24 protein-coding genes and 1 pseudogene are annotated in these 25977 nt (G+C 70.8%); 7 read left to right on the top strand and 18 right to left on the bottom strand.

Annotated features, from left to right (window positions below; genetic code table 11):
- Window positions 1–9: 9 nt before the first annotated feature.
- The 12 genes from hypF to ACFVT1_RS08070 form a co-directional block, all read right to left on the bottom strand.
- On the bottom strand, window positions 10–2433 hold the full coding sequence (hypF, locus tag ACFVT1_RS08015) for a carbamoyltransferase HypF (protein WP_389793517.1): 2424 nt from the start codon (window positions 2431–2433) through the stop codon (window positions 10–12).
- Entirely contained in the window at window positions 2430–3263 is an 834-nt protein-coding gene (gene hypB / locus ACFVT1_RS08020) for a hydrogenase nickel incorporation protein HypB (protein WP_389793518.1), read from the bottom strand. The genes hypF and hypB overlap by 4 nt, the downstream gene beginning before the upstream one ends.
- Before the next feature lie 3 nt (window positions 3264–3266).
- A complete protein-coding gene (hypA, locus tag ACFVT1_RS08025; RefSeq protein WP_389793519.1) occupies window positions 3267–3659 on the bottom strand; it encodes a hydrogenase maturation nickel metallochaperone HypA in 393 nt (130 codons plus the stop codon).
- A gap of 123 nt (window positions 3660–3782) precedes the next feature.
- A complete protein-coding gene (locus tag ACFVT1_RS08030; protein WP_389793520.1) occupies window positions 3783–3887 on the bottom strand; it encodes a DUF6893 family small protein in 105 nt (34 codons plus the stop codon).
- A 16-nt stretch (window positions 3888–3903) separates the two neighbouring features.
- On the bottom strand, window positions 3904–4452 hold the full coding sequence (locus tag ACFVT1_RS08035; RefSeq protein WP_389793521.1) for a hydrogenase maturation protease: 549 nt from the start codon (window positions 4450–4452) through the stop codon (window positions 3904–3906).
- Entirely contained in the window at window positions 4449–5897 is a 1449-nt protein-coding gene (locus ACFVT1_RS08040; RefSeq protein ID WP_389793522.1) for a hypothetical protein, read from the bottom strand. Before ACFVT1_RS08040 ends, ACFVT1_RS08035 begins: the two co-directional genes overlap by 4 nt.
- Complete coding sequence (locus tag ACFVT1_RS08045; protein WP_389793523.1) at window positions 5894–6595, bottom strand: DUF6084 family protein; 702 nt, start codon at window positions 6593–6595, stop codon at window positions 5894–5896. Before ACFVT1_RS08045 ends, ACFVT1_RS08040 begins: the two co-directional genes overlap by 4 nt.
- Window positions 6592–7260, bottom strand: coding sequence for a DUF5947 family protein (locus tag ACFVT1_RS08050; RefSeq protein ID WP_389793524.1), 669 nt, complete (start codon window positions 7258–7260; stop codon window positions 6592–6594). The genes ACFVT1_RS08045 and ACFVT1_RS08050 overlap by 4 nt, the downstream gene beginning before the upstream one ends.
- Window positions 7257–7835 carry a hypothetical protein gene (locus tag ACFVT1_RS08055; protein WP_389793525.1) on the bottom strand — a complete coding sequence of 193 codons (579 nt, stop codon included), beginning with the start codon at window positions 7833–7835 and terminating at the stop codon, window positions 7257–7259. The genes ACFVT1_RS08050 and ACFVT1_RS08055 overlap by 4 nt, the downstream gene beginning before the upstream one ends.
- The gene (locus tag ACFVT1_RS08060) at window positions 7832–9616 is read right to left on the bottom strand and encodes a nickel-dependent hydrogenase large subunit (protein WP_362202529.1); all 1785 of its coding nucleotides are present in this window, start codon (window positions 9614–9616) and stop codon (window positions 7832–7834) included. The genes ACFVT1_RS08055 and ACFVT1_RS08060 overlap by 4 nt, the downstream gene beginning before the upstream one ends.
- 83 nt (window positions 9617–9699) lie before the next feature.
- Window positions 9700–10779, bottom strand: a complete 1080-nt coding sequence (locus ACFVT1_RS08065; RefSeq protein WP_389793526.1) for a hydrogenase expression protein HypE — start codon at window positions 10777–10779, stop codon at window positions 9700–9702.
- Window positions 10780–10827: 48 nt separating this feature from the next.
- A complete protein-coding gene (locus tag ACFVT1_RS08070; protein WP_389793527.1) occupies window positions 10828–12747 on the bottom strand; it encodes an enoyl-CoA hydratase-related protein in 1920 nt (639 codons plus the stop codon).
- Window positions 12748–13158: 411 nt separating this feature from the next.
- Here ACFVT1_RS08070 and ACFVT1_RS08075 point away from each other — a divergent pair, with 411 nt between their 5' ends.
- Window positions 13159–15192, top strand: a complete 2034-nt coding sequence (locus tag ACFVT1_RS08075; RefSeq protein WP_389793528.1) for a transglycosylase domain-containing protein — start codon at window positions 13159–13161, stop codon at window positions 15190–15192.
- On the top strand, window positions 15189–16490 hold the full coding sequence (locus ACFVT1_RS08080; protein ID WP_389793529.1) for a hypothetical protein: 1302 nt from the start codon (window positions 15189–15191) through the stop codon (window positions 16488–16490). Before ACFVT1_RS08075 ends, ACFVT1_RS08080 begins: the two co-directional genes overlap by 4 nt.
- A 53-nt stretch (window positions 16491–16543) precedes the next feature.
- Here the strand turns inward: ACFVT1_RS08080 and ACFVT1_RS08085 are convergent, their stop codons facing one another.
- Genes ACFVT1_RS08085 through ACFVT1_RS08095 form a run of 3 tightly spaced genes read right to left on the bottom strand, consistent with a single transcriptional unit; the run spans window position 16544 to window position 19303 of the window.
- Entirely contained in the window at window positions 16544–17581 is a 1038-nt protein-coding gene (locus tag ACFVT1_RS08085; RefSeq protein ID WP_389793530.1) for an ABC transporter substrate-binding protein, read from the bottom strand.
- Window positions 17582–17634: 53 nt separating this feature from the next.
- Window positions 17635–18498, bottom strand: a complete 864-nt coding sequence (locus ACFVT1_RS08090; protein WP_389793531.1) for an ABC transporter permease — start codon at window positions 18496–18498, stop codon at window positions 17635–17637.
- A complete protein-coding gene (locus ACFVT1_RS08095; protein ID WP_389793532.1) occupies window positions 18488–19303 on the bottom strand; it encodes an ABC transporter ATP-binding protein in 816 nt (271 codons plus the stop codon). Before ACFVT1_RS08095 ends, ACFVT1_RS08090 begins: the two co-directional genes overlap by 11 nt.
- Before the next feature lie 219 nt (window positions 19304–19522).
- Between ACFVT1_RS08095 and ACFVT1_RS08100 the strand changes: the two genes are divergently transcribed.
- From ACFVT1_RS08100 to ACFVT1_RS08110, 3 genes and pseudogenes are all read left to right on the top strand, one after another.
- Complete coding sequence (locus ACFVT1_RS08100) at window positions 19523–21121, top strand: ATP-binding protein (protein ID WP_389793533.1); 1599 nt, start codon at window positions 19523–19525, stop codon at window positions 21119–21121.
- A pseudogene (locus tag ACFVT1_RS08105) lies at window positions 21118–21801 on the top strand (response regulator); the annotation flags it as partial. The gene ACFVT1_RS08100 and the pseudogene ACFVT1_RS08105, both read left to right, overlap by 4 nt.
- A 163-nt stretch (window positions 21802–21964) precedes the next feature.
- Complete coding sequence (locus ACFVT1_RS08110; RefSeq protein WP_389793534.1) at window positions 21965–22327, top strand: DUF779 domain-containing protein; 363 nt, start codon at window positions 21965–21967, stop codon at window positions 22325–22327.
- 778 nt (window positions 22328–23105) lie between these two features.
- Here ACFVT1_RS08110 and ACFVT1_RS08115 read toward each other — a convergent pair.
- Together ACFVT1_RS08115 and ACFVT1_RS08120 are read right to left on the bottom strand one after the other, a co-directional pair.
- Entirely contained in the window at window positions 23106–23300 is a 195-nt protein-coding gene (locus ACFVT1_RS08115) for a hypothetical protein (protein ID WP_389793535.1), read from the bottom strand.
- Between the two features lie 109 nt (window positions 23301–23409).
- Window positions 23410–24357 (bottom strand): phosphatidylinositol-specific phospholipase C/glycerophosphodiester phosphodiesterase family protein, encoded by a 948-nt coding sequence (locus ACFVT1_RS08120; protein ID WP_389793536.1) that lies wholly within the window; start codon window positions 24355–24357, stop codon window positions 23410–23412.
- A gap of 501 nt (window positions 24358–24858) precedes the next feature.
- Between ACFVT1_RS08120 and ACFVT1_RS08125 the strand changes: the two genes are divergently transcribed.
- A complete protein-coding gene (locus tag ACFVT1_RS08125; RefSeq protein ID WP_389793537.1) occupies window positions 24859–25293 on the top strand; it encodes a helix-turn-helix domain-containing protein in 435 nt (144 codons plus the stop codon).
- A complete protein-coding gene (locus ACFVT1_RS08130; RefSeq protein WP_389793538.1) occupies window positions 25290–25694 on the top strand; it encodes a DUF4180 domain-containing protein in 405 nt (134 codons plus the stop codon). Before ACFVT1_RS08125 ends, ACFVT1_RS08130 begins: the two co-directional genes overlap by 4 nt.
- 23 nt (window positions 25695–25717) lie before the next feature.
- On the opposite strand, the gene ACFVT1_RS08135 is transcribed toward ACFVT1_RS08130, so the two are convergent.
- The gene (locus ACFVT1_RS08135) at window positions 25718–25969 is read right to left on the bottom strand and encodes a GNAT family N-acetyltransferase (RefSeq protein WP_389794058.1); all 252 of its coding nucleotides are present in this window, start codon (window positions 25967–25969) and stop codon (window positions 25718–25720) included.
- Window positions 25970–25977 lie beyond the last annotated feature (8 nt).

Raw genomic sequence — 25977 nt, forward strand, 5'->3', positions numbered from 1 at the left:
GACACGCCGTCATTGGGTGGCTGTGCTCCCCCGCGCCGCGTCGGTGCCGCCCGTGCGTGTCCGGGCGGCCACCATCACCTGCCCCAGGGCCAGTCCTCCGTCGTTCGGGGGTACCCGGTGGTGCCGCAGGACGGTGAAGCCGCGACGCCGGAGCGTCCGGGCACAGGCCGAGGAGAGCCGCGTATTGGCGAACACCCCGCCGGTCAGGGCCACGGTGTTCAGGCCGTACTGCTCACGCGCCAGCACGCAGGTGTTGCGGACGAGAGCGGCGACCGCCTCGTGGAAGCGTGCCGCGACGACCCCCGGCGCGGTATGCGCGCGCACGTCGTCGACCACCGCCGACAGTACGGGCGCGGGGTCGGCGATCAGCGCGCCCCCGGTGTCCGGTGCGGGAGCGCGCAGCGCGAAGCCGTATCCGGCGCAGTCGTCCCCGGCCGTCCCCAGCGCGGCGTTCTCGAGTTCGACGGCGGCCTGGGCCTCGTATCCGGCCCGGTGGCAGATGCCGGTCAGGGAGGAGACGGCATCGAACAGCCGGCCCATGCTGGAGGTGGGGACGCAGTTGACATTCCGTTCCAACTGCCGTGCCAGTACGCCCTGTTCTCCCGGTTCACAGGCGGCCGTACACGGCAGGTCCCGCGCCCAGCCGATGCCGGCCGCGTGCAGATGTGCCAGGGCCATGCGGTACGGGCGGTGTACGGCGGCGTCGCCGCCCGGCAGAGGGACGTACGCGAGATGCCCGAACCGGTGGTACCCGTCGTAGTCCGCCAGCAGGAACTCTCCGCCCCACACGGCCCCGTCGTCGCCGTAGCCGGTGCCGTCGAACGCGACGCCGATCACCCGTCCGCTGCCGTCCAGGCCGTGCTCGGCCATGGCCGAGGCGATGTGCGCGTGGTGGTGCTGTACGCGTACGACGTGCCGTTCGCCGGCCAGACGGCGGGTCAGCTTCCCCGAGCGGTATCCGGGATGCCGGTCGACGGCCAGGATCTCGGCCCGCACTCCGGTGATGGTCGCCAGCTGCTGTCCGGCGTGCTCGAAGGCCCGTTGTGTGGCCAGGTCGTCCATGTCGCCGATGTGGGCGGACAGCCAGGCTCTGCGCCCTTCCGCCAGGCACAGGGTGTTCTTCAGATCGCCCCCCGCGGCAAGGACCGCCGGTACCGGGATGGGCAGTTCGACGGGCCGGGGGGCGTATCCGCGCGAACGGCGTACGGTGAGCCGCTCCCCGTCGCAGACGCGTACGACCGAGTCGTCGCACGGCACCTGGATCGGGCGGTCGTGGATCAGCCAGGCGTCGGCCAGCCGGGCGAGCCGGGTGAGCGCCTCGGCGTCGTCGGTGACGATGGGCTCCCCGGCCACGTTGCCGCTGGTCATGACGAGCAGACGCGGCCCGGCGGGATCGCCGGGCAGACCGAGGAGCAGGTGGTGCAGGGGGGTGTAGGCAAGCATGACGCCGAGGTCGGGACTGCCCGGGGCGACGTTGTCCGACGGTTCGGGAGCACCTGGCGGGCGGACGGCACGGCTGCGGCGTCTCAGCAGGACGATCGGCCGGACGGCGCCGGTGAGCAGGGCCCGCTCCTCGGCGCCGATACGGACGAGGTGTGCGATGTCGCCGATGTCGTGGGCCATCAGGGCGAACGGCTTGTCGCCGCGGGCCTTGCGGCGGCGGAGTCCGGCCACCGCCCGGGAGTCGGTCGCGTCGCACGCGAGGTGGTAGCCGCCGATCCCCTTGACGGCCAGGATCGCCCCGTCGGCCAGGAGCCTGCGGGCCTCGGCGACCGGGTCCGCAGCGGTCGCCCGTCGCGGGGCCCTGTCCGGGTCCGGGTGCGCCACCAGCAGATCGAGGCGGGGGCCGCAGCGGTGGCAGGCGACGGGCTGGGCGTGGAAGCGGCGGTCCGCGGGGTCGGCGTATTCGCGGGCGCAGTCGGGGCACATGGGGAAGCGGGCCATGGTGGTGTGCGCGCGGTCGTACGGCAGATCCGTGACGATGGTGAAGCGCGGCCCGCAGTTGGTGCAGGTGATGAACGGGTGCCGGTGGCGCCGGTCCGCGGGGTCGGCCAGCTCGGCCAGGCAGTCGGCGCAGGTGGCCGCGTCCGGGGGGACCAGGGTGCGTGAGGGGCCGCCGCTCCGGGAGGCGACGATGGTGAACCCGGCGCCGCCCGCGGCGGGAACCTCGCGGTGCTCGACAGAATCGAGAACGGCCAGGGGCGGTGCGTCCGCGGCGATCCCTTCGCAGAACACGGCCACGACGGCCGGTGGGCCCTCGACTTCCGCGACGACGCCCTCGGGGGTGTTGGTGACGTGCCCCGCCAGGCCCATCGCGAGGGCGCGTGTGTACAAGTAGGGCCGGAACCCGACGCCTTGGACCACACCCCGGACGACGACCCGGCGGCGCTGCGCCGGCTCACCCGTGGCCGGGCCGGACCGTTGCGCCGTCACGCGCGGTTCTGCGCCATGGCGCCGGGCGCCTGCGGCACATCGCCCGGTCCGCCCGGGTCGGCATGCGTGTGGGGCCCGCCGTGAGGCGCCCCGCCCTGCTCCGCGTGTGCGTGGGCGTGTGCGTGGGCGTACGCGGAGTGGTGCTGGCGGGCCATGACGGGCCGGTGGACGGGGGCTCCGTTCGCGGCGCCCAGCGCCCGGTCGAGGAGTGCCCCGACGCCGTCACCGCGCCGGGCCGAGGTGAGGAGCACCTCCACACCGGGGTTGACCTGCTCGACGTGGGCGCGGAAGGCGCCCTCGTCGAACTCCACGGCCTCGGCGATGTCCGTCTTGGTGACGAGCACCAGATGGGCCAGCCCGAAGGCGGTGGGGTACTTCAGCGGCTTGTCCTCGCCCTCGGTGACCGAGGCGAGGACGACCCTCAGCGTTTCGCCGAGGTCGTACGAGGCCGGGCACACGAGGTTGCCCACGTTCTCCACGAAGAGGAGCCGCGTGTCCTCGGGCAGCCACCCGTCGAGGTGCCCGCCCAGCATCCGGGCCTCCAGGTGGCAGAGTCCGTCGGTGAGCACCTGTTTGACCGGGGCGCCGGAACGGGCCAGTCGCACGGCGTCGTTCTCGGTGGCCAGGTCGGCGGTCAGCGCCGCGACGGGGACGCCCGTCTCACGGGCCAGGACCAGTTCGCGTTCGAGCAGTGCCGTCTTCCCGCTGCCCGGACTGGAAAGCAGGTTGACGACCGCGGTGCCGCGGGCGGCGAGTTCGGTGCGCAGGCGGTGCGCGGTCGTGTCGTTCTTCGCGAGTACTGCCTGCTGCAGATCGACCACACGGCACATGGTTCAGCGCTCCTCGTAGATCGGTTCACGGATATGTCTCTGCGCAGGCCCCTCGTCCCAGTGGACGTCGGCGATCTGCAGTTCGCGGCCCGAGAGCAGTTCCGCGGTGGCCTCGCCGCACAGCGGGCAGCAGAGCTGCGGTGGCATTCCGACCGCCCATTCGTCCGCGCAGGGCACGCAGCGTGCTCTCGCCCGTACGGAGTCCACCACGAGCTCCGCGCCCTCCAGCACGGTTCCGGCACAGGCCAGTTCGAAGCAGAAGGACAGGGCGTCGGGGACCACTCCGGCCAGCTCGCCGACCTGGAGCCGGACGGATGTGACGGCAACGGCGCCGCCTGTCCGGGCTGCTTCTTCCACCTGGCCGACGACGGCCATGGCGATGGACATCTCGTGCATGGGTCTCCGTCCTGCCCGCGTCATTACACCGGGGAGTCGCGGCCCCGGCCGGCCCGGCTCGCCGACGCCGCACGGTACGTACGTCGTTCGGGGCAGCCCGGGTTCCGGCGGATCCGGATGCCGTCACATGCACCGCATCCGCACGTAGCGCTTGATGTCGGGCAGTACCTGGGCCACGAGTGCGGCTACGGCGGCGGCGAGCGCGCCACCGATGATGATCTTCTTCATGACGATGTTCGTCTCCTCAGTTGATGGCCGGGCCGGCCGTCGGCTGTGCGGTGGGGGCGGTCCGTTCCTCGTCCCGCACAAGGCGCAGGACCATGTTCACGGCCTCCGGGACGGCAGCGGCCACGGGATCGCTGAGGCCGATGCCTTCTTCGACGCGGGCGGGTTCGCATCCGACGACCAGCGTGCGTCCCGGGGGGCTGCAGCCCGTCCCGGCACACAGGGTTTCCAGCAGGGTCAGTACCGCGTCGGGGGACATGCGGTGGCCGTCGAGCAGAGCTTCCTGCGGCTCGACGCGGCCGGGCCGGTCGGCCTCGATCAGGTACAGCGTTCCGGGATCGCCGCCGCGTTCGGTGGCGTCGATCAGGACCAGCGTGTCGTATCCGTCGAGGAGCCGGTACGCGAGATGGACTCCGCGCACCCCGATGTCCACCGCTTCGACATGGCCGGGCAGGGGGGCGGACGCCAGTCGCCGTACGGTCTCGACACCGAAGCCGTCGTCGCCGAGGAAGATGTTCCCCACGCCCGCGACCAGGGTCGTCGCTCTCCGCTCCGGGGGCGGCGTCATGCGTCCTCCAGAGGTGAGACCTCATCGGGCTGGAAATACAGGAACCGGCCCTGTTCGCGCCGGATGTCGGCCCCCGGGTCGCCCTCCACGGTGACCGCGAGGTGCACTCCCCCGTCCACGTCGTGCAGCACTGCCTCGACCAGTGCGCTGCGGCCCTGCAGAAAGAGGTCCTGGGCGTCGGTGCGGCGCAGGCCGGGCCGCAGCAGTACGCGGCTGCCCGCGCCCACCGACCGGCCGTCCACCAGGATCCGGTCGCGCGCCGGATCGGCGCCGGCGTCGGAGGCCGGATCCCACCACGGCCGGTCCGGCCGGATCAGGTCGTACCCGCCGGCCCCTTCCGGCACGTGCCGGAGCTCGTCGGGCGGTTCCGCCGCGGGCGCACCCGGTTCGGTGACTTCCCGCAGCGCCCGCACCGCACCGTGGAGCCGTTCCAGGACCTCGGGGGGCATCGAGTCGGCCAGGTCGATGACCGCGGCCGCCCGGTCGTCCGTCCCCCGGGCCTCGCGCTTCTCCTGGTCCGTGAGGGCGGCCGTCCGCAGGGCGAGGATCTCGTCGATCTCCGTGGAGTCGTACAGCGCCCCGGGGCTCTCCGGGGCGATGGCCGGGTGGTCCTCAAGGATGATCGGGGAGGAGAGCACCAGGTCCGCGCGGCCGGGCTCCCCGGCCAGTACGGGCCAGGTGTGCGTGTTCCGGCAGCCCGCGACCGCGCCCTTGGCCCATTCCGGAGGGTCCGTCATCGACAGGAACGAGCCCGCGCCGAGGCCCAGGAGCAGGTGCGCGGCCACCAGCGACCGGGGCAGAGCGGCGTCGCGGTCGGCGCCGCGGGTGTCCGGCGTCCAGGTGCTGGTGTTCTCCACGACGGCGGTGAGCCGCATCGCCCGGTAGGGGCCGTCGATTTCGGCGGCGGACAGCCGTACCGCGCCGCTGATCTCCTCGCAGCGGCGCACCAGGCGACCGACGGTCCGGCCGTCCTCGTCCCGGACGGTTTCGTGCTCCTCCCGTGCCGGGCGCGCGAAGGGGACGACGAGGCCGCCGCCGGTGAGCTCGGCCAGGGTGGCGAGCACTTCGACGCGTTCCTCCGCACCTTCGTCCCAGGGCACCAGGACCCGGTCGGTGAGGTGGAGTTCGGGGACGGTCTCGAAGGTGCCGTCCTCGCGGAGCCGCTGCACGGTGCGCCGCTGGGCGTGCAGGAACCGCACCTCGGCCGCCAGAACCGCGTCGGCCTTCGGTTCCATGAGGCACTCGGTGTGCTGGAAGTCGTGCTCTTCGGTGGCTGCCGCCCAGGCCGGTGGGACGAGCACGCCGAACTGCCAGCGGAGCCGGTTCTTGGCCGCCGACGCGCGGTACGGATACAGGACGTAGCCCTCGAAGAGGACGGCGTCGGCCACCCCGCGGGCGGCGGCGAAACGGGATTCCAGCGCGGGGGTGAAGGCGGTCGCGGTCATTGCGCCGTCCTCTCGGCGAGCCCGGCGAGCCCGGCGCCGGCACGTCCTCGGTCCGGCGGCCGGAGGGCCGTGGTTCCGGCCGCGTCGAGAAGCGTCCGGACGGTCGCCTCCCAGGAGGGCAGTGCGTGCCGGGAGCGGAATTCGAGCAGCGCGTTCATGGTGTCGCGGGGAAGGCGGAGCCAGCCGCATCCGGGGAAGTGCTGGTCGACCATCTCCTTCCACACCGCCACCGGCATCCGGAAGGGCGCCTCCCGGTCCCAGGGCACCGGCTCGACCAGGAAGCCGCCGGAACCGGTGAAGGCGGTGCCGGAGAAGAGCATGAGGAGCGGCACCTCACCGTCCGTCAGCGCGTCCGCATACCGTGTCGCGGCGATCTCCAGGTCATAGGTGCAGGGCACGACGACGTCCGTCTCGGTCTCCCCGGTGAACGCCGGGACCATGACCGGGACCTGGGCGAACTGCACGGGCTGGAGGGTGCTGCCCCAGCGTGAGCGCTCTCCGAAGAGATCCGTCAGGCCTTTGGCCTCGGCCGTTTCGTAGCCGCGCCGGGCGGGCTCGATGCGGATCTGGCAGCGCAGCGCGAGCGCGTGCACCCGCGCTTCCCCGGACGCGGTGATGCGCAGCCGGAAGACGAGGGTGGGGCCGGCGGCGTACGGGTCGGCGCGCACGCCGGTGCAGGTGAAGGCGAAGTCCGTCATGGCCGTCGCTCCCCCGCGGCTGCCCCGGCCCGGCGTTCGATGTGTTCGAAGAACGCCTGGAGGTCGGCACGGGCCTCCGCTCCGCCGTCGAAGCCCTGCCACAGCAGGCGCATGCGACCCACCAGCTCGTAGCAGATGTCGATGGGTACCAGATAGCACTCGGCCCGGCCTTCGGAGCGGCGCAACAGCAGTGCCTCCACGTCGGGTTCGAGCAGCCGGGAGAGACGGCTGCCGCCGAGGACGGTCTGCCAGGCCGATGGATCGAGTTCGCTCTCGGTGGCCCCGGCGGGGCTCGGGTAGAGCGCCACGAGCCGGTCCAGTGCGGCGTTGCGGAAGAAGAAGGCGACGCCGACCGGGATCTGCAGGAGCTCCCACGCGTTGTCGTCGAGACGGTGGTCGTGGTCGGCCAGGTAGCGGTCCGGGACGTTCCGGAACCGGCCGCGGGCGGCGCCGGGCCGGTCGAACAGCAGGGCGCACGGGGTGCAGGCGCACGCGAGTGAACGCTGCTCGGTGTCCACCACATGCCGGTGGTCGCCCTCGGCCACCGGGATCCCGCAGAGTTCGCAGCGCTCCTGGCGGGGTTCGCGCGGTGCCGCGAAGCGCCGCAGCCTGTGCACCCCCGAGGCGGGGGCGGGGCGTACGGCCCACGTCCCAGGCGCGCTCATGATGTCCTGGCCGGGGCCGGCCGGGCGGTTGCCACGGCCTGCGGCGGGCGGGTCTGGATCTGCAGGAGCGCAGGCTCCCGGCCGGCGGAGTCCGGTTCCCTCTCGACCGCGGTCACCTCCGGTGCGAAGCAGGCCAGGAGGTTCTCGACGGACTGCGGTGCCGCCGGTGCCCCGGTGCAGCCGCAGCCGCCCGCGGCGGCGGCGGCCCGCAGGCGCAGGATGCCCGTGCTCTCGTCGAAGGCCACCACCTCGACGGGGTCGCGGACGGCCGCGAGGGCCCGGCCGATGCGCGTGCCGGTGTCCTCGGGGTGCAGGTCGTGCAGGACCAGCAGGCTCGACACCAGGTCGTCGCCCAGGAGTTCGTCCAGGGTGTCGCCCGTCTCGCGGCCCGGTGCCGCCCGGAGCCGGTCGAGGATGCGGGCCAGACCGGCGCCGTAGAAGTCCATCAGGACCCGTACCAGTTCCTCGGCCGCCTCGGACGTGCTCCGGTCACCGGCTGCCGTCAGTTGCTCAAGCACCTCGTCGATGCGCTGCCCGGCCCGCTCCGCGTCACAGGCGCCCGTGGCCGCGCTCATCCGCCCAGTCCGCTCAGCCCGGTGGGCACATGCATCTTCTGCACGGTCTTCCCCCCGCCGACGTACATGTGGACGCCGCACGGGAGACAGGGGTCGAAGCTGCGCACGGCGCGCATGATGTCGATGCCCTTGAAGTTCTCCGGCGGGTTCTCCTCGAAGATGGGCGTGTTCTGCACGGCGTCCTCGTAGGGACCGGGAGTCCCGTAGGTGTCCCTGGTGCTGGCGTTCCACGGCGTCGGAGGATAGGGGTGGTAGTTGGCGATCTTGCCGTCCCTGATCACCATGTGGTGCGAGAGCACGCCGCGTACGGCCTCGGTGAAGCCGACACCGATGCTCTCGTCGGGGACGTCGAACTTCTCCCAGGTCTGCGTACGTCCGGCGCGGACCTCGGCCAGCCCCTTCTCGGCGCAGTGCAGCGCGATCGCGGCCGCGTACGCCTGGAAGTAGGTGCGGGCGCGGTTGCGCTCCAGCGCGTTGCTCCACTTCGGGATCTTCCACTCGAAGGTGGTCTCGGGCTTGGTCATCGTGCGCGGCAGGTTGATGACGACGCTGTGGCCGGTGGCCTTGACGTAGCCGACGTCGACGAGCCCGGAGAGCGCGGTGGACCAGAGCCGGGCGATGGGGCCGCCGCCGGTGTCCAGGGCCAGATGGTCCTTGCCGTCGAACCAGCGCGGCGACATCACCCAGCTGTACTTGTCGTCGAAGTCCCGCTTCTGCGGCGCGGGGATCGTGTGCTGGTTCCACGGGTGGCGGGGGTCGACCGGGTTGCCGAGCGGGTCGTGGGTGACGAACTGCTCCCTGCCCTGCCAGTCGTCGTAGTACGAACTGCCCAGCAGGATCCGGATGCCGAGGTTGATCTCGGTCAGGTCGTTGGTGACCAGCTTGCCGTCCACGATCACACCGGGGGTGACGAACATCTTCCGTCCCCAGTCGCTCATGTTGGCGTACGTGAAGTCGCAGTGCTCGGGGTCGTTGAGCGCTCCCCAGCAGCCGAGCAGCACGCGCCGTCGGCCGACCTCTTCGTACCCGGGCAGGGCCTCGTAGAAGAAGTCGAACAGGTCGTCGTGCAGAGGCACGACCCGCTTCATGAACTCCACGTAGCGCATGAGGCGGCTGAGGTAGTCCGTGAAGAGCTGGACGGAGGCGACCGTGCCCACACCGCCCGGGTAGAGCGTGGAGGGGTGCACATGGCGCCCCTCCATCAGGCAGAACATCTCCCGCGTGTAGCGGCTCACCTGGAGGGCCTCGCGGTAGAACTCGCCCTCGATGGGGTTGAGCGACCGCATGATGTCCGCGATCGTGCGGTATCCGTGCTCCCCAGCGTGCGGCGCCTCGGTGCGCTCGGCGAGTTCCAGGACGCCGGGATTCGTCTCGCGGACCATCTTCTCGCAGTAGTCGACCCCGACCAGGTTCTCCTGGAAGATGTTGTGGTCGAACATGTACTCCGCGGACTCGCCGAGGTTGATGATCCACTCACCGAGGTGCGGCGGTTTCACTCCGTACGCCATGTTCTGCGCGTACACCGAGCACGTGGCGTGGTTGTCGCCGCAGATCCCGCAGATGCGGCTGGTGATGAAGTGCGCGTCCCGCGGGTCCTTGCCCCGCATGAAGACGCTGTAGCCGCGGAACACCGACGAGGTGCTGTAGCACTCCGCGACCCGCTTCTGCTTGAAATCGATCTTCGTGTGGATTCCGAGACTGCCCACGATCCGGGTGATCGGATCCCAGGCCATCTCCACCAGGCCACTGCCGTCGCCGGCCGCCTTCGTCGTCGGTGCCATCGTGTCTGCCGTAGCCCTTCTGAGAAGCGTGAGGTGGGGTCGTCACCGGAGGGTGTGGAGTGCGATCGGTGTCCTGGGCGTGTTCACCACGGGGGCCGGTAGCCGGTGGTCAGCCGGCCCCTCTTGTGCCGCCACTTCGGTTCCTTGTCCACGGTCTTCGCCGTGATCGCCCGGAGCCTGCGGACGACCGTCCCGTACGCACCGCTGGCGGTGCTGGAGAGCTTGGCACCCGGCGGTTCGTCCATGAACGGCATGAATTTGTCGGGAAAGCCCGGCATGGTGCAGGCGATACAGATACCGCCGACGTTCGGACAGCCTCCGATGCCGTTCATCCAGCCGCGCTTGGGTACGTTGCACTTGACGACGGGGCCCCAGCAGCCGAGCTTGACCAGGCACTTGGGCGAGTCGTAGGTCAGGGCGAACTCACCCTGTTCGTAGTAGCCGGCCCGGTCGCACCCCTCGTGCACGGTGGCGCCGAACAGCCAGGTCGGACGGAGCTTGTCGTCCAGCGGAATCATCGGAGCGGATCCCGCCGCCTGGTACAGCAGATAGGTCAGGGTCTCCGAGAAGTTGTCCGGCTGGATCGGGCAGCCCGGCACGCACACGATCGGGATCCCGGCCTTCGACTTCCAGTCCCAGCCGAGATAGTCGGGCAGGCCCATCGCACCGGTCGGGTTCCCGGCCATCGCGTGGATGCCGCCGTACGTGGCGCAGGTCCCGATGGCGACGACGGCCAGGGCCTTGGGCGCCAGCCGGTCGATCCATTCGCTGGTGGTGATCGGCTGGCCGGTCTCCGGATTGTCACCGAACCCGCACCAGTACCCCTCCGGCTTGATCGTCTCGTTCGGGACGGAACCCTCGACCACCAGGACGAAGGGATCGATCTCGCCGCGCTCGCCCTTGAAGAACCACTCGATGAACGTGTCCGCACCGCCCACGGGGCCGCTTTCGAAATCGATCAGCGGCCAGTGGACCTCGATCCTGGGCAGACCGGGCAGCGCACCGGTCACGATCTCTTCGATGCTCGGCTGCATCGCGGCGGTCAGAGCCACCGAGTCACCGTCACAGCTCAGCCCCGCGTTGATCCAGAGGATATGGATCGGGGACTCTTCTCCGGTGGCCGCAGCGGGTGCGTCCACGGCGTTCGACGTTGCTGCATCCATGAGGATGCCTCCCTGGGAAGAGACACACGAAGGCCGACACATCGACCTTCACTGTTCTTGGTAGCAAGCGTTCGGTGCGGAGACCTCGCGGTGCGCCGCCAGTGCGGTGACGCCGGGCCCCCGTGCGGGCCGGTTCCCCGGGGAACCGCCGGCCGGGACCGGGAGGGCGTGCGCCGGGCGGCCCGGCGCAGGTTCCTTGCGCACGAACGCGCGTCGCAGCGCGTGGTAGGACGACCGCGGATCGAAGAAGATCCGCCGCATCGCGGCCAGCTCCTGCTCCCGGTGGTCGGCCAGGGGCCGGTGGGCCTCGTCCCGGTCCCGCACCGCCTTCTTCGCGGCGATCCGCGACAGCGCCGCGGGCGACGCGGCGAGCCGGGCCGCCAGCCGGGTGACCTCGCCCGCGAACGACGGCGCGTCACAGGCGATCGTCCGGTCGGCCAGGCCGAGCCGCACAGCGGCCTCGGCGCTCACCGGCAGCGCCGTGTCGGTGAGGCGTTCCGCCGCGGCGGCCCCCACCCTGCGCGGCAGCGTGTAGGTCCAGTACTCGGAGCCGTACAGCCCCATCAGGCGGTAGTGCGGGTTCAGCACCGCGCCCGATCTGCACCAGACCTCGTCCGCGGCCAGGGCGAGCATCACCCCGCCCGCGGCCGCGTTGCCGCCCAAGGCCGAGACCACCAGGCGGTCGGTGGTGGTCAGCACGGCCTCCACGAGATCGTCCATGGCGTTGATGTTGGCCCAGGACTCCTCGCCGGGATCGGCGGCGGCCTCGATGACATTGAGGTGGATGCCGTTGGAGAAGAAGTCCCGGCGCCCTCCCAGGACCAGCACCGAGGTGGGCCGCCGGCAGACCAGCCGGTAGGCGTCGAGCAGGCGTCGGCACTGCACCGTGCTCATCGCACCGCCGGGGAAGGAGAACGAGAGGAACCCGGCCTGCCCCTCCTCCCGGTAGCTGATGTCGCTCCAGCCGGGCCCGCACCCTTCCTCGAACAGCGGCGCGGGGCACTCGGGCAGCGCGGGCAGGCGCCCGGCGAGCGCCGTCACGGCGGGCAGCTTGAACGTGGCGGGCCCGCCCGGCCTGCGACGGGGGCGGAGCTCGGGAATCCACACCGCGCCGTCGGTCGTCGCCCGGCAGACGGCCCCGGCCCGCACAGCCACCAGCTCGCCCGGTCCGCCCCGCAGTTCGTACTCCGGGTGCCCCCCGTGCAGAAACCATTCACCGCCGAGCAGTTCGTCACGTACGCCCGGGTACGAGTCGGCGGCTCGCAGCTTGCGCAGGACCGCTTCCGTGGAGTCCGACCCCCAGTCGATGCGGCGGTGCTCCTGCCGGAGGTAGGGCCGCGTACGGATGTGCAGCTCCTCGTCCCCGCCGGTCTGCGCGCGAGGAACGTACGTGCCGGACGAGAAGCGCTCGACCGCGAGGTGCACCGCCCGCAGCGCGGCGTCGGAGATCTCGTTGCGGTAGAGGTCGCTCTTGCCCACCGGTGGCACCGGAAAGGTGGCCGATGCCCAGATGGCCCCGGCATCCATTTCCTCGTCGGCCTGCAGGACGGTCACGCCCCAGGTGTCCGCGCCCTCGTCGATCGCCCAGTCGAGGGCGGAGGGACCTCGGTCGCCCGGCGGGCCCGGATGGACGACGAGGCAGGTGTGCGCCGCCCACACCTCCCGGGGGATGGCGGTCTTCAGCAACGGGGCCACCACCAGGTCGGGCGCGAACTCGCGCACGGCCCGCCGCAGCGACGCGTCGCGTGCGGACTCCTCCGGCAGAGCGAGTTCCACCGCCACGACGTGGCCACGGTCCCCCAGTTCGGCATGAACACGCTGAGTGAGGCTGTTGAACGCGCTCGCCACGAGCAGGATGTGCACGGCAGTCTCCCAACGCCGGGCGGATTCGGCTGCTTGCGATGGTGGGGCGCCGCGGGCACCGCTCCACCGGCAACAGGCCGTCAAGTCACCCGAAAGCGAACGCATCTGCGACCACTCAGTGGAACCCGGGCACCGCGCGCTCGGCCAGCGCCCGCGGACCGGCCGGCGGCAGGGTCGGAGCCGAGCCGGCATTCCGGGCCCAACTACGGCCCTCCGGCGCCCGATCGGGGCCGGGCGGCACGCACTCCCCGGCGGCCTGTTATCTTTGCGTGACTTCGCGACGCAACTCTCGGTCATGCTTTGGCCTTTGCTGCGACGGAGTCGGCGAGGGGGAGTGTGTGGTCACCCTCTGGGCGCTTCCGTCCGATCAGCGGCCCAGGTCCTGAACCGGACCCGGGATGCGTATGCCTTGCACCGGCCGAGCCGAAGGCGTGGCAGCGGACGAGCAATGACCACTACATGTGTACGGGCACGGTCGTAGTCCGCGGCCGGCCCGGCCTGTCACGGCTGGACGGAATGACACAGCACAACGCATTCAGCAGAACGGCGCGCTCCGCCCGGACCGCGCGGGCCCGGGGCGCGGGGCGCCGAAAACATTCGAAGCGGCCACGCCCACGCCTGCTGCGCGGCCCGGACTACCCACGCGCGGGCCGGCGCGGCTGGCGGAGATGGGTGCCCTCGTGGCGGTTGGCCCTCGGTTCGTTCCTGGTGGTCACCGCAACGCTCGCGACCGTGGTGGGCATCGCCTACGCGCGTACGGACATCCCCAAGGACCTCAACGCGTTCGCCACGCAGCAGGACACCGTCTACTACTGGGCCGACGGCACGCCCATGGCCCGTACCGGCTGGGTGAGCCGCCAGGAGATGCCCCTGTCGAAGATTCCCGACGACGTCCGATGGGCCGTACTGGCGGCCGAGAACTCCGACTTCTACTCGGACCACGGCATATCGACGCAGGGCATCACCCGCGCGCTGTGGCGCACGGTCGGCGAGGGCGACACCCAGGGCGGCTCGACGATCACCCAGCAGTACGTCAAGAACGTCTACCTCTCGCAGGACCAGTCCTTCTCCCGCAAGTTCACCGAGATGCTGCTCGCGGTCAAACTCGACCGCCATGTGAGCAAGGACAAGATCCTTCAGGAGTACCTGAACACCAGCTGGTTCGGCCGTGGCACCTACGGTCTCCAGCGCGCGGCCCAGGCCTACTACGGCAAGGAGGTCACCCAACTCGACGCCAGCGAGGGAGCGTTCCTCGCGTCCTTGCTCAAGGGCGCCTCGCTCTACGACCCCGCCGTCAACCCGCACAACCGCAAGCGCGCCGTCGCCCGGTGGAAGTGGACGCTGGACCGCATGGTGGAGATCGGCAGGCTGAGCCCTGCCGAGCGGGCCCGGTACACGGTCTTTCCCGAGCCGAAGCCCCTGCACAAGCCGAACAGCACGGCCGGGCAGGACGGTTACCTCGTCCAGCTCGCCGAGTCGTACGCCAAGCGTGCCGGGCACATCTCCGACGCGCGCTTCGACCTCGGCGGCTACCAGATCTACACGACGTTCGAGAAGCCGCGGATGACCGCCCTCAGCGGGGCCGTGAAGGACGCGCGCGACACGCTCGATCCCAAGCAGCGCAAGAACGACCGCCACGTCCGGTTCGGTGCCGCGTCCGTTGCCCCGGACGGCCGGATCCTCGCCGTGTACGGCGGCCCTGACTTCGAACGGCAGGCCTTCAACGAGTCCAACGCCGGTACGGTCCCCGCCGGTTCGGCCTTCACCCCGTTCGTCTACGCCGCCGGCCTGGAGCACGGCATCGCACCCCGGCGCAACGGCCCCCGGACCACCGTCACACCCTCGACCGTGTACGACGGTGACGACGGCATCCCGGTCATGACACCCGAGGGCCCCTACTGGGACCGCAGCGGCAAGATGGTCAAGGGCCGCAACGACGGCGACCACTCCTACGGCCGCATCAGCCTGCACGACGCCATGGCGAAGGGCGTGAACTCCCCGTTCCTCCAACTCGGCATGGACGCGGGGCTGAAGCAGGTCCGCAGTACGGCCGAGGCATCCGGGCTGCTCCCGTCCAGCTTCGGGCCACCCGTTCCCGCGTTCTCGATGGGGAACTCCACGCCGAGCGCCATCCGCATGGCCGACGCGTACGGCATGTTCGCGGCCCACGGCATGCACACCGATCCGTACTCGGTACGGAAGGTCACCCGCAACGGCGAGCCGGTCCGGCTGAACCTGCCGCGGACGAAGCGCGCCGTGCGGTCCGCCGTCGCGGACGAGGTCACCGCGTCGCTCGCACGGCCCGACGGGAAGACCGGTGCCGGCTCGGCCCCGCCGGTCGCCGCCAAGACCGGAACCACCGAGGACGACACCGCGCGCTGGTACGTCGGATACGACCGGACCGCGTCCACGGCCGTCGTCGTGTACCGCATGGACCTGGCGAAGAGTCTGGCGCCGCTGCCGCTCAAGGGACTGGGCGGCAGCTCGGCGGCCGGCCGGAAGCTCCCGTCCCGGATCTGGAACACATACACGGAAGCCATGACGAAGTGACAAAGACCAGAAAAAAATCCGCTGTCGACCGGATTCGGGCCCGCGCGACGCCCCGTGTCGTGCTCGGGCTCGCGGCATGCCTTGTCGTGTCGGGTTCCGCGGCGCTGATCCCGCTGGCGTCCGACGATGCGTCGGACAGCCGGACCCCGCGGGGCACGAGCACCGTCGCCGCGCCGACGCCCACCGCCCGGGAGCGCAGTGAGGGCGGCGGGAAGAGGACGGAGGAGGAGACGTGGGACGGGAAGGTCAGGATTCTGGGAGACGGCTCCACGTCCTACACGGGACCCCAGCCGGGCCGGTCGAAGGCCGAGCGGCTCAAGCCGGGTGAGAAGCCGCCGCAGTTCGTGGTGTTCTCGTGGGACGGCGCACTCGAGGGCGACGATCGCATGTTCTCGCGGTTCCGCCGTGCGGCCGAGGAGAGCAACGCGCACATGACGTTCTTCCTCACCGGGATCTACCTGCTCCCGAAGGAGAAGAGGAACCTCTACGAGCCGCCGCAGCACAAGCCCGGAGCGGCCGCGATCTCGTACCCGACGCGTGAACACATCCGCATGACGCTGGAACAGCTCGGCGGCGCCTGGCGGGAAGGCAATGAGATCGGTTCCCATTTCAACGGTCACTTCTGCGACAAGAAGGGCGGTGGGGACTGGAGTACGAACGAGTGGATCAGCGAGATCAACCAGTTCTACTCCTTCGTGCAGAACTGGAAGACCAACACGGGCTTCACCGACCTCGATCCGCTGCCGTTCGACCCCACCCGCGAGGTCGTCGGCGGACGGGCCCCCTGTCTCGAAGGCCAGAAGACCCTCCTGCCGGCGACCAAGCCCTTCGGATGGCGCTACGACGCGAGCTCCCCGGGGGACTTCCAGATCTGGCCCTCCAAGAAGAACGGTGTCTGGGACTTCCCTTTGCAGATGCTGCCGTTCCCCGGCAAGGACTTCCAGGTGCTGTCCATGGACTTCAACTTCCTCTACAACCAGTCGGAGGGCAACACCGAGGGCGACCCCGCGGAATACGGAAAATGGCGCAAGGAGGCAAAGGACTCGTACGTCGCCGGGTTCAACCGGGTGTTCCACGGCAGCCGGGCGCCGCTGTTCATCGGGAATCACTTCGAGGACTGGAACGGCGGGATCTACATGGATGCCGCCGAGGAGACGATGCGGGAGGTCTGCCCGCGGAAGGAGGTGCGCTGTGTCTCCTTCCGTGAACTGACCGACTGGCTCGACGCGCAGGACCCCAAGGTCCTCGCCCAGTGGCGAACGCTCGACCCCGCCCAGCCTCCGAACTGGAAGCAGTAGGCGGGGCATCGAGCCGGACGGGTTCGGCGCGCGGGCGTCCTCGACGCCCGCGGTCAGCCCGCCTTCTTGACGAATTCCGTGGTGTACGTCTTGGCGAGGTCCACCTTCGCGTTCTTCAGGTTCGGGTTGAAGGCCTTCAGGACCCGCTCGACGGTGGCGGGGCCGTCCGCGGGCATGACGCCGTCCGTGGTGAACATGGGCAGGGTGCTCTTGATGGCCTTCGCGTAGAGAGCCTTTCCGCCGCCCTGGGCGTAGTCGGCGGGCATCTTCGCGGCGATCTCGTCGGCACTGTGCGTGGACATCCACTTCAGCGTCCTGACGAAGGCGTTGGCCAGTTTCTGGACGGTGTCCTTGTGGCTGTCGACCCAAGCGGTCTGCATGTAGAGGCTGGAGGACGGGTAGAGCCCGCCGAGCGCCTGCTTGGAGCCCTCCGGGGTCCGCATGTCGATGAGGATCTTGCCGAGCTTCTTGTCCAGGACGGTGGCGACCGTCGGATCGGTGGTCATACCGCCCTGGATGGAACCCTGCTGAAGGGCGGAGATGAACGTCTGCCCCGCGCCGACGGCCACGGGCGTGAATTCGCTCGTCTTCACCCCGTTGCTCACCGCGAGGTACTTCGTGAGGAAGTCGGTCGAGGAGCCGAGCCCCGTCACACCGAGCTTCTTGCCCTTGAAGTCCTTCGCGGACCTGACGTCTCCCGCCGCCCGGTCGGAGACGATCTCGACCTCGCCGGGGGCCTGGGAGAACTGGACGACCGACTCGACCTGCTTGCCCTTCACCTGGAGGTCGAGGGTGTGGTCGTAGAAGCCCACCGTGCCCTGGACGTCGCCGGAGACCAGCGCCGTCTCGGCCTGGACGCCCGCGGGCTCGGTGAGGAGCTGGACCGACACCCCCTCGTCCTTGAAATAGCCGAGCCGTTCGGTGAGCATCGCGGGCAGGTAGATGACCTTGTCCAGGCCCCCGACCATGATCTTGACCTTGTCGTTCTTGCCACCGGAGGCCGAGGTGGAGTCGCCGCCGCAGGCGGTCAGGCTGGTCAGGGCGAGTGCCCCGGCGACGGCGGCGGCCGAGATCCTGGTGGATGTGCGCATCTGATTCACGTCCTTGTGGAGAAGCATTCGGGGTGTGCGGATGGCGGCGGGGGTCAGCGGGCGGTGTCGGCCTCGGCCGGCTTCCAGCGGAAGAGCCGCTTCTCGAGGAAGGTCAGCAGGCCTTCGGCCAGCAGCGCGACGAGCGCGAGGATGACCATCGCGGCGTAGACACCGGCGGCGTTGAACGTGCCCTGGGAGGCGGCGACCAGCAGTCCGAGCCCCTTGGTGGCACCGATGTACTCACCGACGATGGCGCCGATGAGGGCGAAGCCGAAGCTCACATGCAGGCTGGTGAAGATCCACGACGTGGCCGAGGGGACGACCACCTGAAGGGTGACCTGCCGGTTGCTCGCGCCCAGGATGCGGGAGTTGGCGACGAGGTTGCGGTCGACCTCCCTGGCCCCCTGGAAGGCGTTGAAGAAGACGGGGAAGAAGACCAGGACGACCGCGGAGGCGACCTTCGAGGCCGGGCCGAGGCCGAACCAGATGAGGAAGATCGGGGCGAGCACGATGCGCGGCAGGGCGTTGAGCACCTTGATGTACGGGCCGAGGACGTCGGCGGCGAACCGGACACGGCCCAGCGCGATTCCCAGCAGCACACCGGCGATCACACCGATGACCCAGCCGAGCAGCGCTTCGTGGAGCGTGTACCAGATCTGCTCCCACAGGGGCCCCTGGGCGGTGCCGTCGACGACCCAGGTGTGGATCTGGTCCCAGATCTTCGACGGCATGGAGAAGTTGAACGGGTCGATGACCGCGGTACGGGCCAGCCACTCCCACAGCCCGATGACCGCGAGGAGCACCGCGACCCGGCTCCCGAGCACCAGGTACGTGCGGTTCCGGGCGGCCCGCGCCCTGGCCCGGGTGCGCTCGGTCTTGGTGACGGCGGCGTTCGCCGTGAGGGTTTCAGGCGGCATCGAGGGCACCCCTCTCGCGGGTGATGCGGACCTCTTCGCCGAGCGAGGACCAGATCTCCCGGTAGATCTCGACGAACCGGGGCTCCAGACGCACCTGCTCGACCTTGCGGGGACGGGGCAGGTCGATCTCGAAGACCTCCTTGACCGTGGCCGGGCCCGCGGTCATGACCACGACCTTGTCGGCCAGCGCGATGGACTCTTCCAGGTCATGGGTGACGAAGACGACGGAGGAGCCGGTGCCGGCCCACAGCTCCAGCAGTTCGTCCGACATCAGGGCCCTGGTCTGCACATCGAGTGCGGAGAAGGGTTCGTCCATGAGCAGGATCTCGGGGTCGTTGACGAAGGTGGCCGCGAGCGCGACCCGCTTGCGCTGACCGCCGGACAGCTGGTGGGGATACCGGTCCTCGAAGGCGGACAGCCCGACCCGGGCGAGCCACTCCCGGGCCCGTTCCTTCGCCTCGGATTTCGGCACGCCCCGGAAGCGAGGACCCGCCATCACATTGGAGAGCACGGTCCGCCAGGGGAAGACCGCGTCCTGCTGGAAGACGAAGCCGACCTTGTCGCCGATGCCGCGCACCGGCTCGCCGCCCACCAGCACCTCCCCCTCGGTGGGCTCCTCCAGACCGCTCACCAGGGTCAGAGTGGTCGACTTGCCGCATCCGGTGGGACCGACGACGGCGACGAACTCACCGCGCCCGATGGTGAGGTCCAGATCCCTTACGGCGGTGTGGAGTGCCCCCGACGGAGTCCGGAACGCTTTGCTCGCCCCCCGCAGCTCGATGGCGGGGCTCGTATCGCTGTTCATGGAGCGGGACGCTAGGTGCGGAGCTCGGACGTGGGCACCCTTGCGCTCACAACTCCTGCTTCTGCTCATAACCCGCGGTTCTGCCCGTTCTGCTCACGCTGCGGCAACGAATGGGCCACGAGGGCTGTTCATCGACGACGGCGGCGTTTACGTTGCGTTCACACAAGGACGAAACGGAGCATCAGGTTCCTGGCCGGCGGAAGGCAGAGGTCGAAGCACATGCGGATTCACTGGCCCCGCCGTGTCTTCGCCCAGGTCCTGCTCACCCAGGTGGCCATCACCACCGGCGTGATCATGCTCGTCACCGGGCTCTTCCTCGCGCCGCTGAGCCACCAGCTCGACGACCAGGCGATGCGCCAGGCGTTGTCCATCGCCCAGACCACCGCCGCCGAACCCGGCCTGGTACGCAACTTGGCCGGCACCGACCCCAGCCCCACCGGACCGGTACAGGCCGAGGCGGAGCGGATCCGGCGGGCCACCGGGGCGCTCTACGTCGTGGTCATGGACACCCGCGGGGTTCGCTGGTCGCACACCGACACGGCACAGATCAGCAGACACGTCTCGACCGATCCCAGCACGGCTCTGCGCGGCAGGGAGGTCATGCAGATCGACGACGGGACCCTGGGCCGCTCGGCACGCGCGAAGGTCCCCCTGCGCGACGGGGACGGGACCATCGTGGGTGCCGTCTCGGTCGGCATCGCCTACGACAGCGTCCATGAACGGCTGCTCGGGGCCATTCCCGGTCTGCTGCTCTACTCCGGGGCGGCGCTCGCCGTGGGCGTGCTGGCCGCCCTGGCCGTGTCGCGGCGGCTGCAGCGCGGCACCCACGGGCTGGCGTTCGCCGACATCTCCGCGCTGCTGGACGAGCGGGAGGCCATGCTGCACAGCATTCGCGAGGCCGTTCTCGCCCTCGACGCCCGGGGCCGGATCCGGTTGCTCAACGACGAGGCGCGGCGCCTGCTGGAGCTGGGCCAGGACGCCGTCGGGCGGCCGCTGGGCGAGGTGCTGCCGCCGGGCCGTACGACGGAGGTGCTGGCGGGACGGGTCGGGGGCGCCGACCTGATCACCGTCTGCAAGGGGCGCGTGCTGATCGCCAACCGCATGCCCACCGGTGACGGCGGAGCCGTCGTCACCCTGCGCGACCGCACCGAGCTGGAGCTGCTCGGCCGTGAGCTGGACTCCACGCACGGCCTGCTGGACGCGTTGCGCGCCCAGGACCACGAGCACGCGAACCGGCTGCACACCGTGCTCGGGCTGCTGGAACTCGGGAGGCACGAAGCCGCGGTGGAGTTCGTCGCGGAGGTGACCGAGGGTCACCGGGCATCGGCGGAGCAGGTCGCCGAGCGTGTCAACGACCCGCTGCTGTCGGCGCTGCTGGTGGGCAAGTCGGCCATCGCGGCGGAGCGTGGCGCGTCCCTGCGCGTCTCGCCGAACACCCGGCTCCCGGACGTGGTGGTGGACCCGCGCGATCTGGTGACGGTCCTCGGCAACCTCATCGACAACGCGCTGGACGTCGCTTCGCTCGTCGAGGTCGAACTGCTCGCCGAGGGGACCACCGCGGTCCTGCGGGTCAGCGACAACGGTCCCGGGATACCTCCGGGCCTGCGCGAGCACATCTTCACCGAGGGCTGGTCGACCAAGGAGTCCCCCGCGCATCGTGGCCGCGGTCTGGGTCTGGCGCTGGTGCGCCGGCTGGCCGAGCGCTACGGTGGCGCGGCTCGCGTCACCGCCAGGGCCGGCGGCGGCGCGGTCTTCACCGTCGTTCTGCCCGAGGCACTCGGCGTCCGGACGCCGACCGGAGTGGGAGAGTTGCGATGATCGATGTCCTGGTGGTGGACGACGACTTCCGTGTTGCCGAGATCAACGCCGAGTACGTGGCCAGGGTCCCCGGCTTCCGCGTGGTCTCACGTGCGCACACCGCCGCGCAGGCGCTGGCCTTCCTGGAGCGCCACCACGTCGATCTCGTCCTTCTCGATCACTACCTTCCGGACGAGACGGGGCTGACCCTGGTGCGACGCATGCGCCAGCTCGGCCACCCGGCCGATGTGATCATGGTGACCGCGGCCCGTGATGTGTCGACCGTCCGGACGGCCATGCGGTACGGCGCCCTGCAGTACCTGGTCAAGCCGTTCAGCTTCACGGGTCTGCGGTCCAAGCTGGAGGGTTACACAGCCCTGCGCCGGGCCCTCGACGGCGTGGGCGGCGGCCGGGGCGAGGCGGGACAGGAGCAGGTCGACCGGATATTCGGTGCCCTTCGCACCGCGGAGCCGGGCCCTGCGGCGGCTCTGCCCAAGGGCCACTCGGCGCCCACGGCCGACGTGATCCGCCATGTCCTGACGGCCGCCGACGAGCCGTTGTCCGCCCACGAGGTGGCCACCCGGGCCGGGTTGAGCCGCTCCACCGCCCAGCGGTATCTCAAGTACCTGGAGGGCGCGGGCCGTATCAGCCTCAGCCTCAAGTACGGCGACACCGGCCGGCCGGAACACCGTTACGCATGGGCGAAGGAGGCAGAGGGGCGTACGGTGCCGTGGACGCCCGGCCGCGGCGCCGGCACACCGTCTCCCGCCCAGGTCGAAGGGACTGATGCATGAACCGATTCGGTACGAGGCCCCCGGCGCCGGTCCGCCGCGCTGCGGGTAACTCCGGCTCCGGGCCGCGGCGATGAGCCCGTCCGGCGCGGCGGCCGTCGAGCTCACCGCCGCGGCCGCCGACCTGGTGCGCCGACTGCGTGCGGTCCACGGCCCGTTGATGTTCCACCAGTCGGGCGGCTGCTGCGACGGCAGCGCGCCCATGTGCTACCCGGCCGGTGAGTTCCGTACCGGCGGCTCGGACGTGCTGCTGGCCTCGCTGGACGTCGACGGGGTGGCGGAGGGGGTCCCGTTCTGGATGTCGAGGAGCCAGTACGAGGTGTGGGCGCACACCCGGCTGATCGTCGACGTGGTGGAGGGGCGGGGCAGCGGATTCTCTCTGGAGGCTCCGGAGGGGGTGCGTTTCCTGATCCGGTCCCGGCTCGTCGGCTCATGAGACGGCTCCGGCACAGCGGCGTTGTGCCGGCGTCGCAGGAACGATGCTCCGGGGCGAGGGCAGCCTCTTCTTCGTCCCGCCGAGCGGCACGGCACCGCGACCGGTTCGCCTCCGGCGCCCGCCTCTCTCGGCCGAGGCCGAAGGTGGTGGTGGCACACTCCTCCGCCCAGGCCGTGGCAGGCCGTGTCAGGAGCGCGGTGCCGCAGGGGGCGAGCGCAGGGCCGGTGCGCGGGCACGCGCTCTGCGGGACGACGGAAACGTCGGGCTCCTCGGTCGGGTACGGGGTCGCGCCGCCGCCCGACGCCGGAGCGACCACCCGAGGTGTCCGTGCGACTGCATCGGGTTTCACGCCTGCTTCACACCGGCGCAACACGGCGCGTCACGTGCGGCTGTCCCGGAATGGGGCATCGCGAGGCAGGCGGGCGGGCGGCCGGGGTCAGCCGGGCAACGGACCGGACCGCGGGCCGGGGCCTCGCGTACGGTCGTGGCGGTCGAGCATCGCACGCCGGATCCCGGCGGCCGCGGCCCGTGCGCGGTCCGGTGCGGCGGCCCGGCCGGCGACCGAGGGAACGAAGCGATGCCCGAGCCGCCGGCAGTGCGTGCACGCGGTGCGGTCCGGTCGTCCCCGGATGATGGTTTCGTGCCGCCGACTGTTCAGAGCGATCACTTTCTGCTCCTGAGACCGGTCCGTATCAGCCCTGTTCCGGAGCGCTGGCGATCGTGTGCGATCGATACCCACGGGCGCGGAGTCCCGCGCATGCGCCGACGAGGGCCGGCGTCAGGGCTTGAGGCTGCTGACGACGTCGGCCGTGGCCGTCAGGCCGTTCTGGATGGTCGGCGCCATGCTCGTGCCCGCGAGGAAGAACCCGAGCATGGCGCAGACCAGCGCGTGCGAAAGCTTCAGCCCCCCGTTGCGGAAGAAAACCACCGCGAGGATCAGCAGAAGCAGCACCAGTGAGATCGAAATGGCCATGGCCAACCTCCTCCGCCGCGCCGGAATGCGGCATTCGGCCGCCAGTGTGGCGTAGCGCGGAGGCCATCCGGCGGACTGGCATGTCCGCCATCCGGGTGTTGACTGGCTGTCACGCTCCGGAGGGTGCGCCTGCTGCCGGCCGGCCGCCGAGCGGAGCCGTCTCGGCCCCGGCGCCCCTGTCATGGGTACGCAGGAAGTGTTCGAGCCCGGCCAGATCATCGGTGTTGAGGTGATCGACCCCGGCGGCCAGCAGCTCCGTCCATACGGCTTCCCGCTCCGGTCCCGCGACGTCCGGGGTGGCCCAGAAACGGACGCGTTGGCCGCTCCGATGGGCCGTCGCGACGAGCGAGCGCAGTTCCTTCCGCTCGGCCACCGGGAAGGGTCCCGCGCCCAGCCAGCTGAAGTTGTCGCTCCAGCTGTCGCTGATGAGCGGGATGAACGCGGCGGTGGCCGCGGTCCCGAGGTCGTCCGGCCGGCCGTCGTAGAAGGCGTATCGCGTGCGTTGCGCCTCCATCGGGGCGCGGGCGGCGCGGTCGCCGGAGATGACGGGTGTGACCGCGCCGGGCCGCACCCGGCCGTGGTGGTACGCCGTCAGCATCTGCCGGTACCGCTGGAGCTGCCGGTCCAGTTCGAGGTAGGCGGCCGCTCCGTCGGTCTTGATGTCTATCAGTAGCTGGACGGGTTCGCGGTAGCCGGGGTGGACCGCACCGCGGTTGGCCCGGACCCTGGCCAGCAGCGGGTCCAGGTAGAGCGAGGCGAGGGTTCGGGCGGGGTCGAGGTCGGTGGCCTCATGGGCGACCAGCAGTTCCCCGTCCACGAGGAAGATGTCCGCCTCGACGCTGGTGAAGCCGTGGGCGAGCGCGTCGTGGAGGGGGCGCGGGTGCAGGTAGTCGTTGTGCGCGTGGGCCCGGCGCAGCGGGCGCGGACGGTGGCGGCCCGCGGCGGGGGGTGCGGCGGGGGCCTCGGACGCGACGGCCGTCTGCGGGGACAGGACCGCGCCTGCGGCGACGGTGGCGAGCGCGGTGGTGACGACGCTTCGGCGGGTCGGGGACGCCATGTTTTCTCCTGGGAGCGAGGCGGATCGGATGGGCGGACGCGACCGAGTATGCGACGGCAGCACCCGCAACGGGCAGGCACATCACAAGAGTTGACCGGGTCGTCGTCCGCCCGTCGACTGCCGTTCCCCCGGCCGGGCCCGGGACCGTCGGGCGGTGGTGGACGCCGGACGGAGTCGTCCCTGCCGAGCGGGAGCCGTCGGCGCTGCGGCCCGCGGGCGGTACGCGCCAGTCACCGGTGGCCGGCCGACGGGCGATGGGCGTTGCGGAGGAAGGGCGGCACGTGCCTGCGCCCGGCTCTGCCGCCTCCTCCGGGCGCTTCCGTGCCCACGTCCCGCCCCGCCGGGAGCCGGCGGCACCGACCCGACCCACGCGACCGACGACCCGTCCGTCCGCTCACCACTCTCCTCGGATACCTTAAACTTCCCTCACCTTCCCTTTCTCATGTACGTTAAAGGAAATGGAATGCCTGCGGGGCGGGCGGAAGCGCAGGTGAGGGTGACATGGTGCGGCAGCTCTACTACTCGGTGGACCAAGTGGCCGGCCTGCTGGGACTCCATGTCAGGACCGTGCGGGGCTATGTGCGGGACGGGCGGCTGAAAGCGACCCGGGTCGGCAGGCAGTACCGCGTCACCCGCGAGGATCTGGAGGCGTTCACCGGCATCCCCGCGCCGCCTCCCGCTCGCCGTACGCGCCATGCCGAGGTGTCCGGCATCGTGCAGATCGACGCGATCAGCCCCGAGGCGACCATCCGTCTGACCAACCTGGTCATGGCCGCCGCGCAGGGCCGGCACCACGAGCCGGGCCATGACCGACTGCGTGTGGAGGCCGTCTACGACGAGGAACGAGCCACCCTCAAGATCATCGTCCTGGGCGGCCTGGGCACCACAGCGGACCTGCTGAAGATCATCGACACTCTGATCGAGGAGCCGGAATGAGCAGCCCCTACACCTCCGAGGAACACAGCCCCGTGCCTGACACGCTCCAGCACCTCGCAGGCACACCCGTCCTCGTCTGCGCGCGGGACGGCGCTCCGCTGCGCAACGAGCAGGACGCCCTCGACCTGATCGGCGAGGGGCTTGGGCACGACGCCGCCTGGGTCGCCGTTCCGGTCGGCCGGCTGACGGACGACTTCTTCCGGTTGCGGACCCGCGTCGCGGGCGACATCGTGCAGAAGTTCGCCAACTACCGCCTGAAACTGGCCGTCGTCGGGGACATCTCCCGGCACACCGAGGCCGGTGGCGCCCTGCCGGACTTCGTCCGCGAGAGCAACCGGGGCACCCAGCTCTGGTTCCTGCCCGACATCGATGCCCTGCGCACACGGTTGGCAGAGGTCTGACGGGGGCGCAGAAGCCTCCCGGGTCAGCGATCGGAGCCGTCGGCGTCGATGAAGCCCATCGTCCGGTTCATCGCGATGGCGCTGGCGTTCGCCGGATGGTGGAAGGTGCGGACCTTGCGCGCTCCATGTGTTCGGGCGAAGGCCATGCCGTACGCCTTCATGGCGACGGAGACGCCGCGCCCCCGGTACGCGGCCCTCACCCCGGTCATCTCGCCGACGACGAGATCCCCGTGGACGGAGGTCGCCGCCAGGCCGGTCCAGGCTTCGCCGTCCAGGGCGGTTA

It is taken from the genome of Streptomyces sp. NPDC057963 (assembly GCF_042887155.1).
GTDB lineage: Bacteria > Actinomycetota > Actinomycetes > Streptomycetales > Streptomycetaceae > Streptomyces.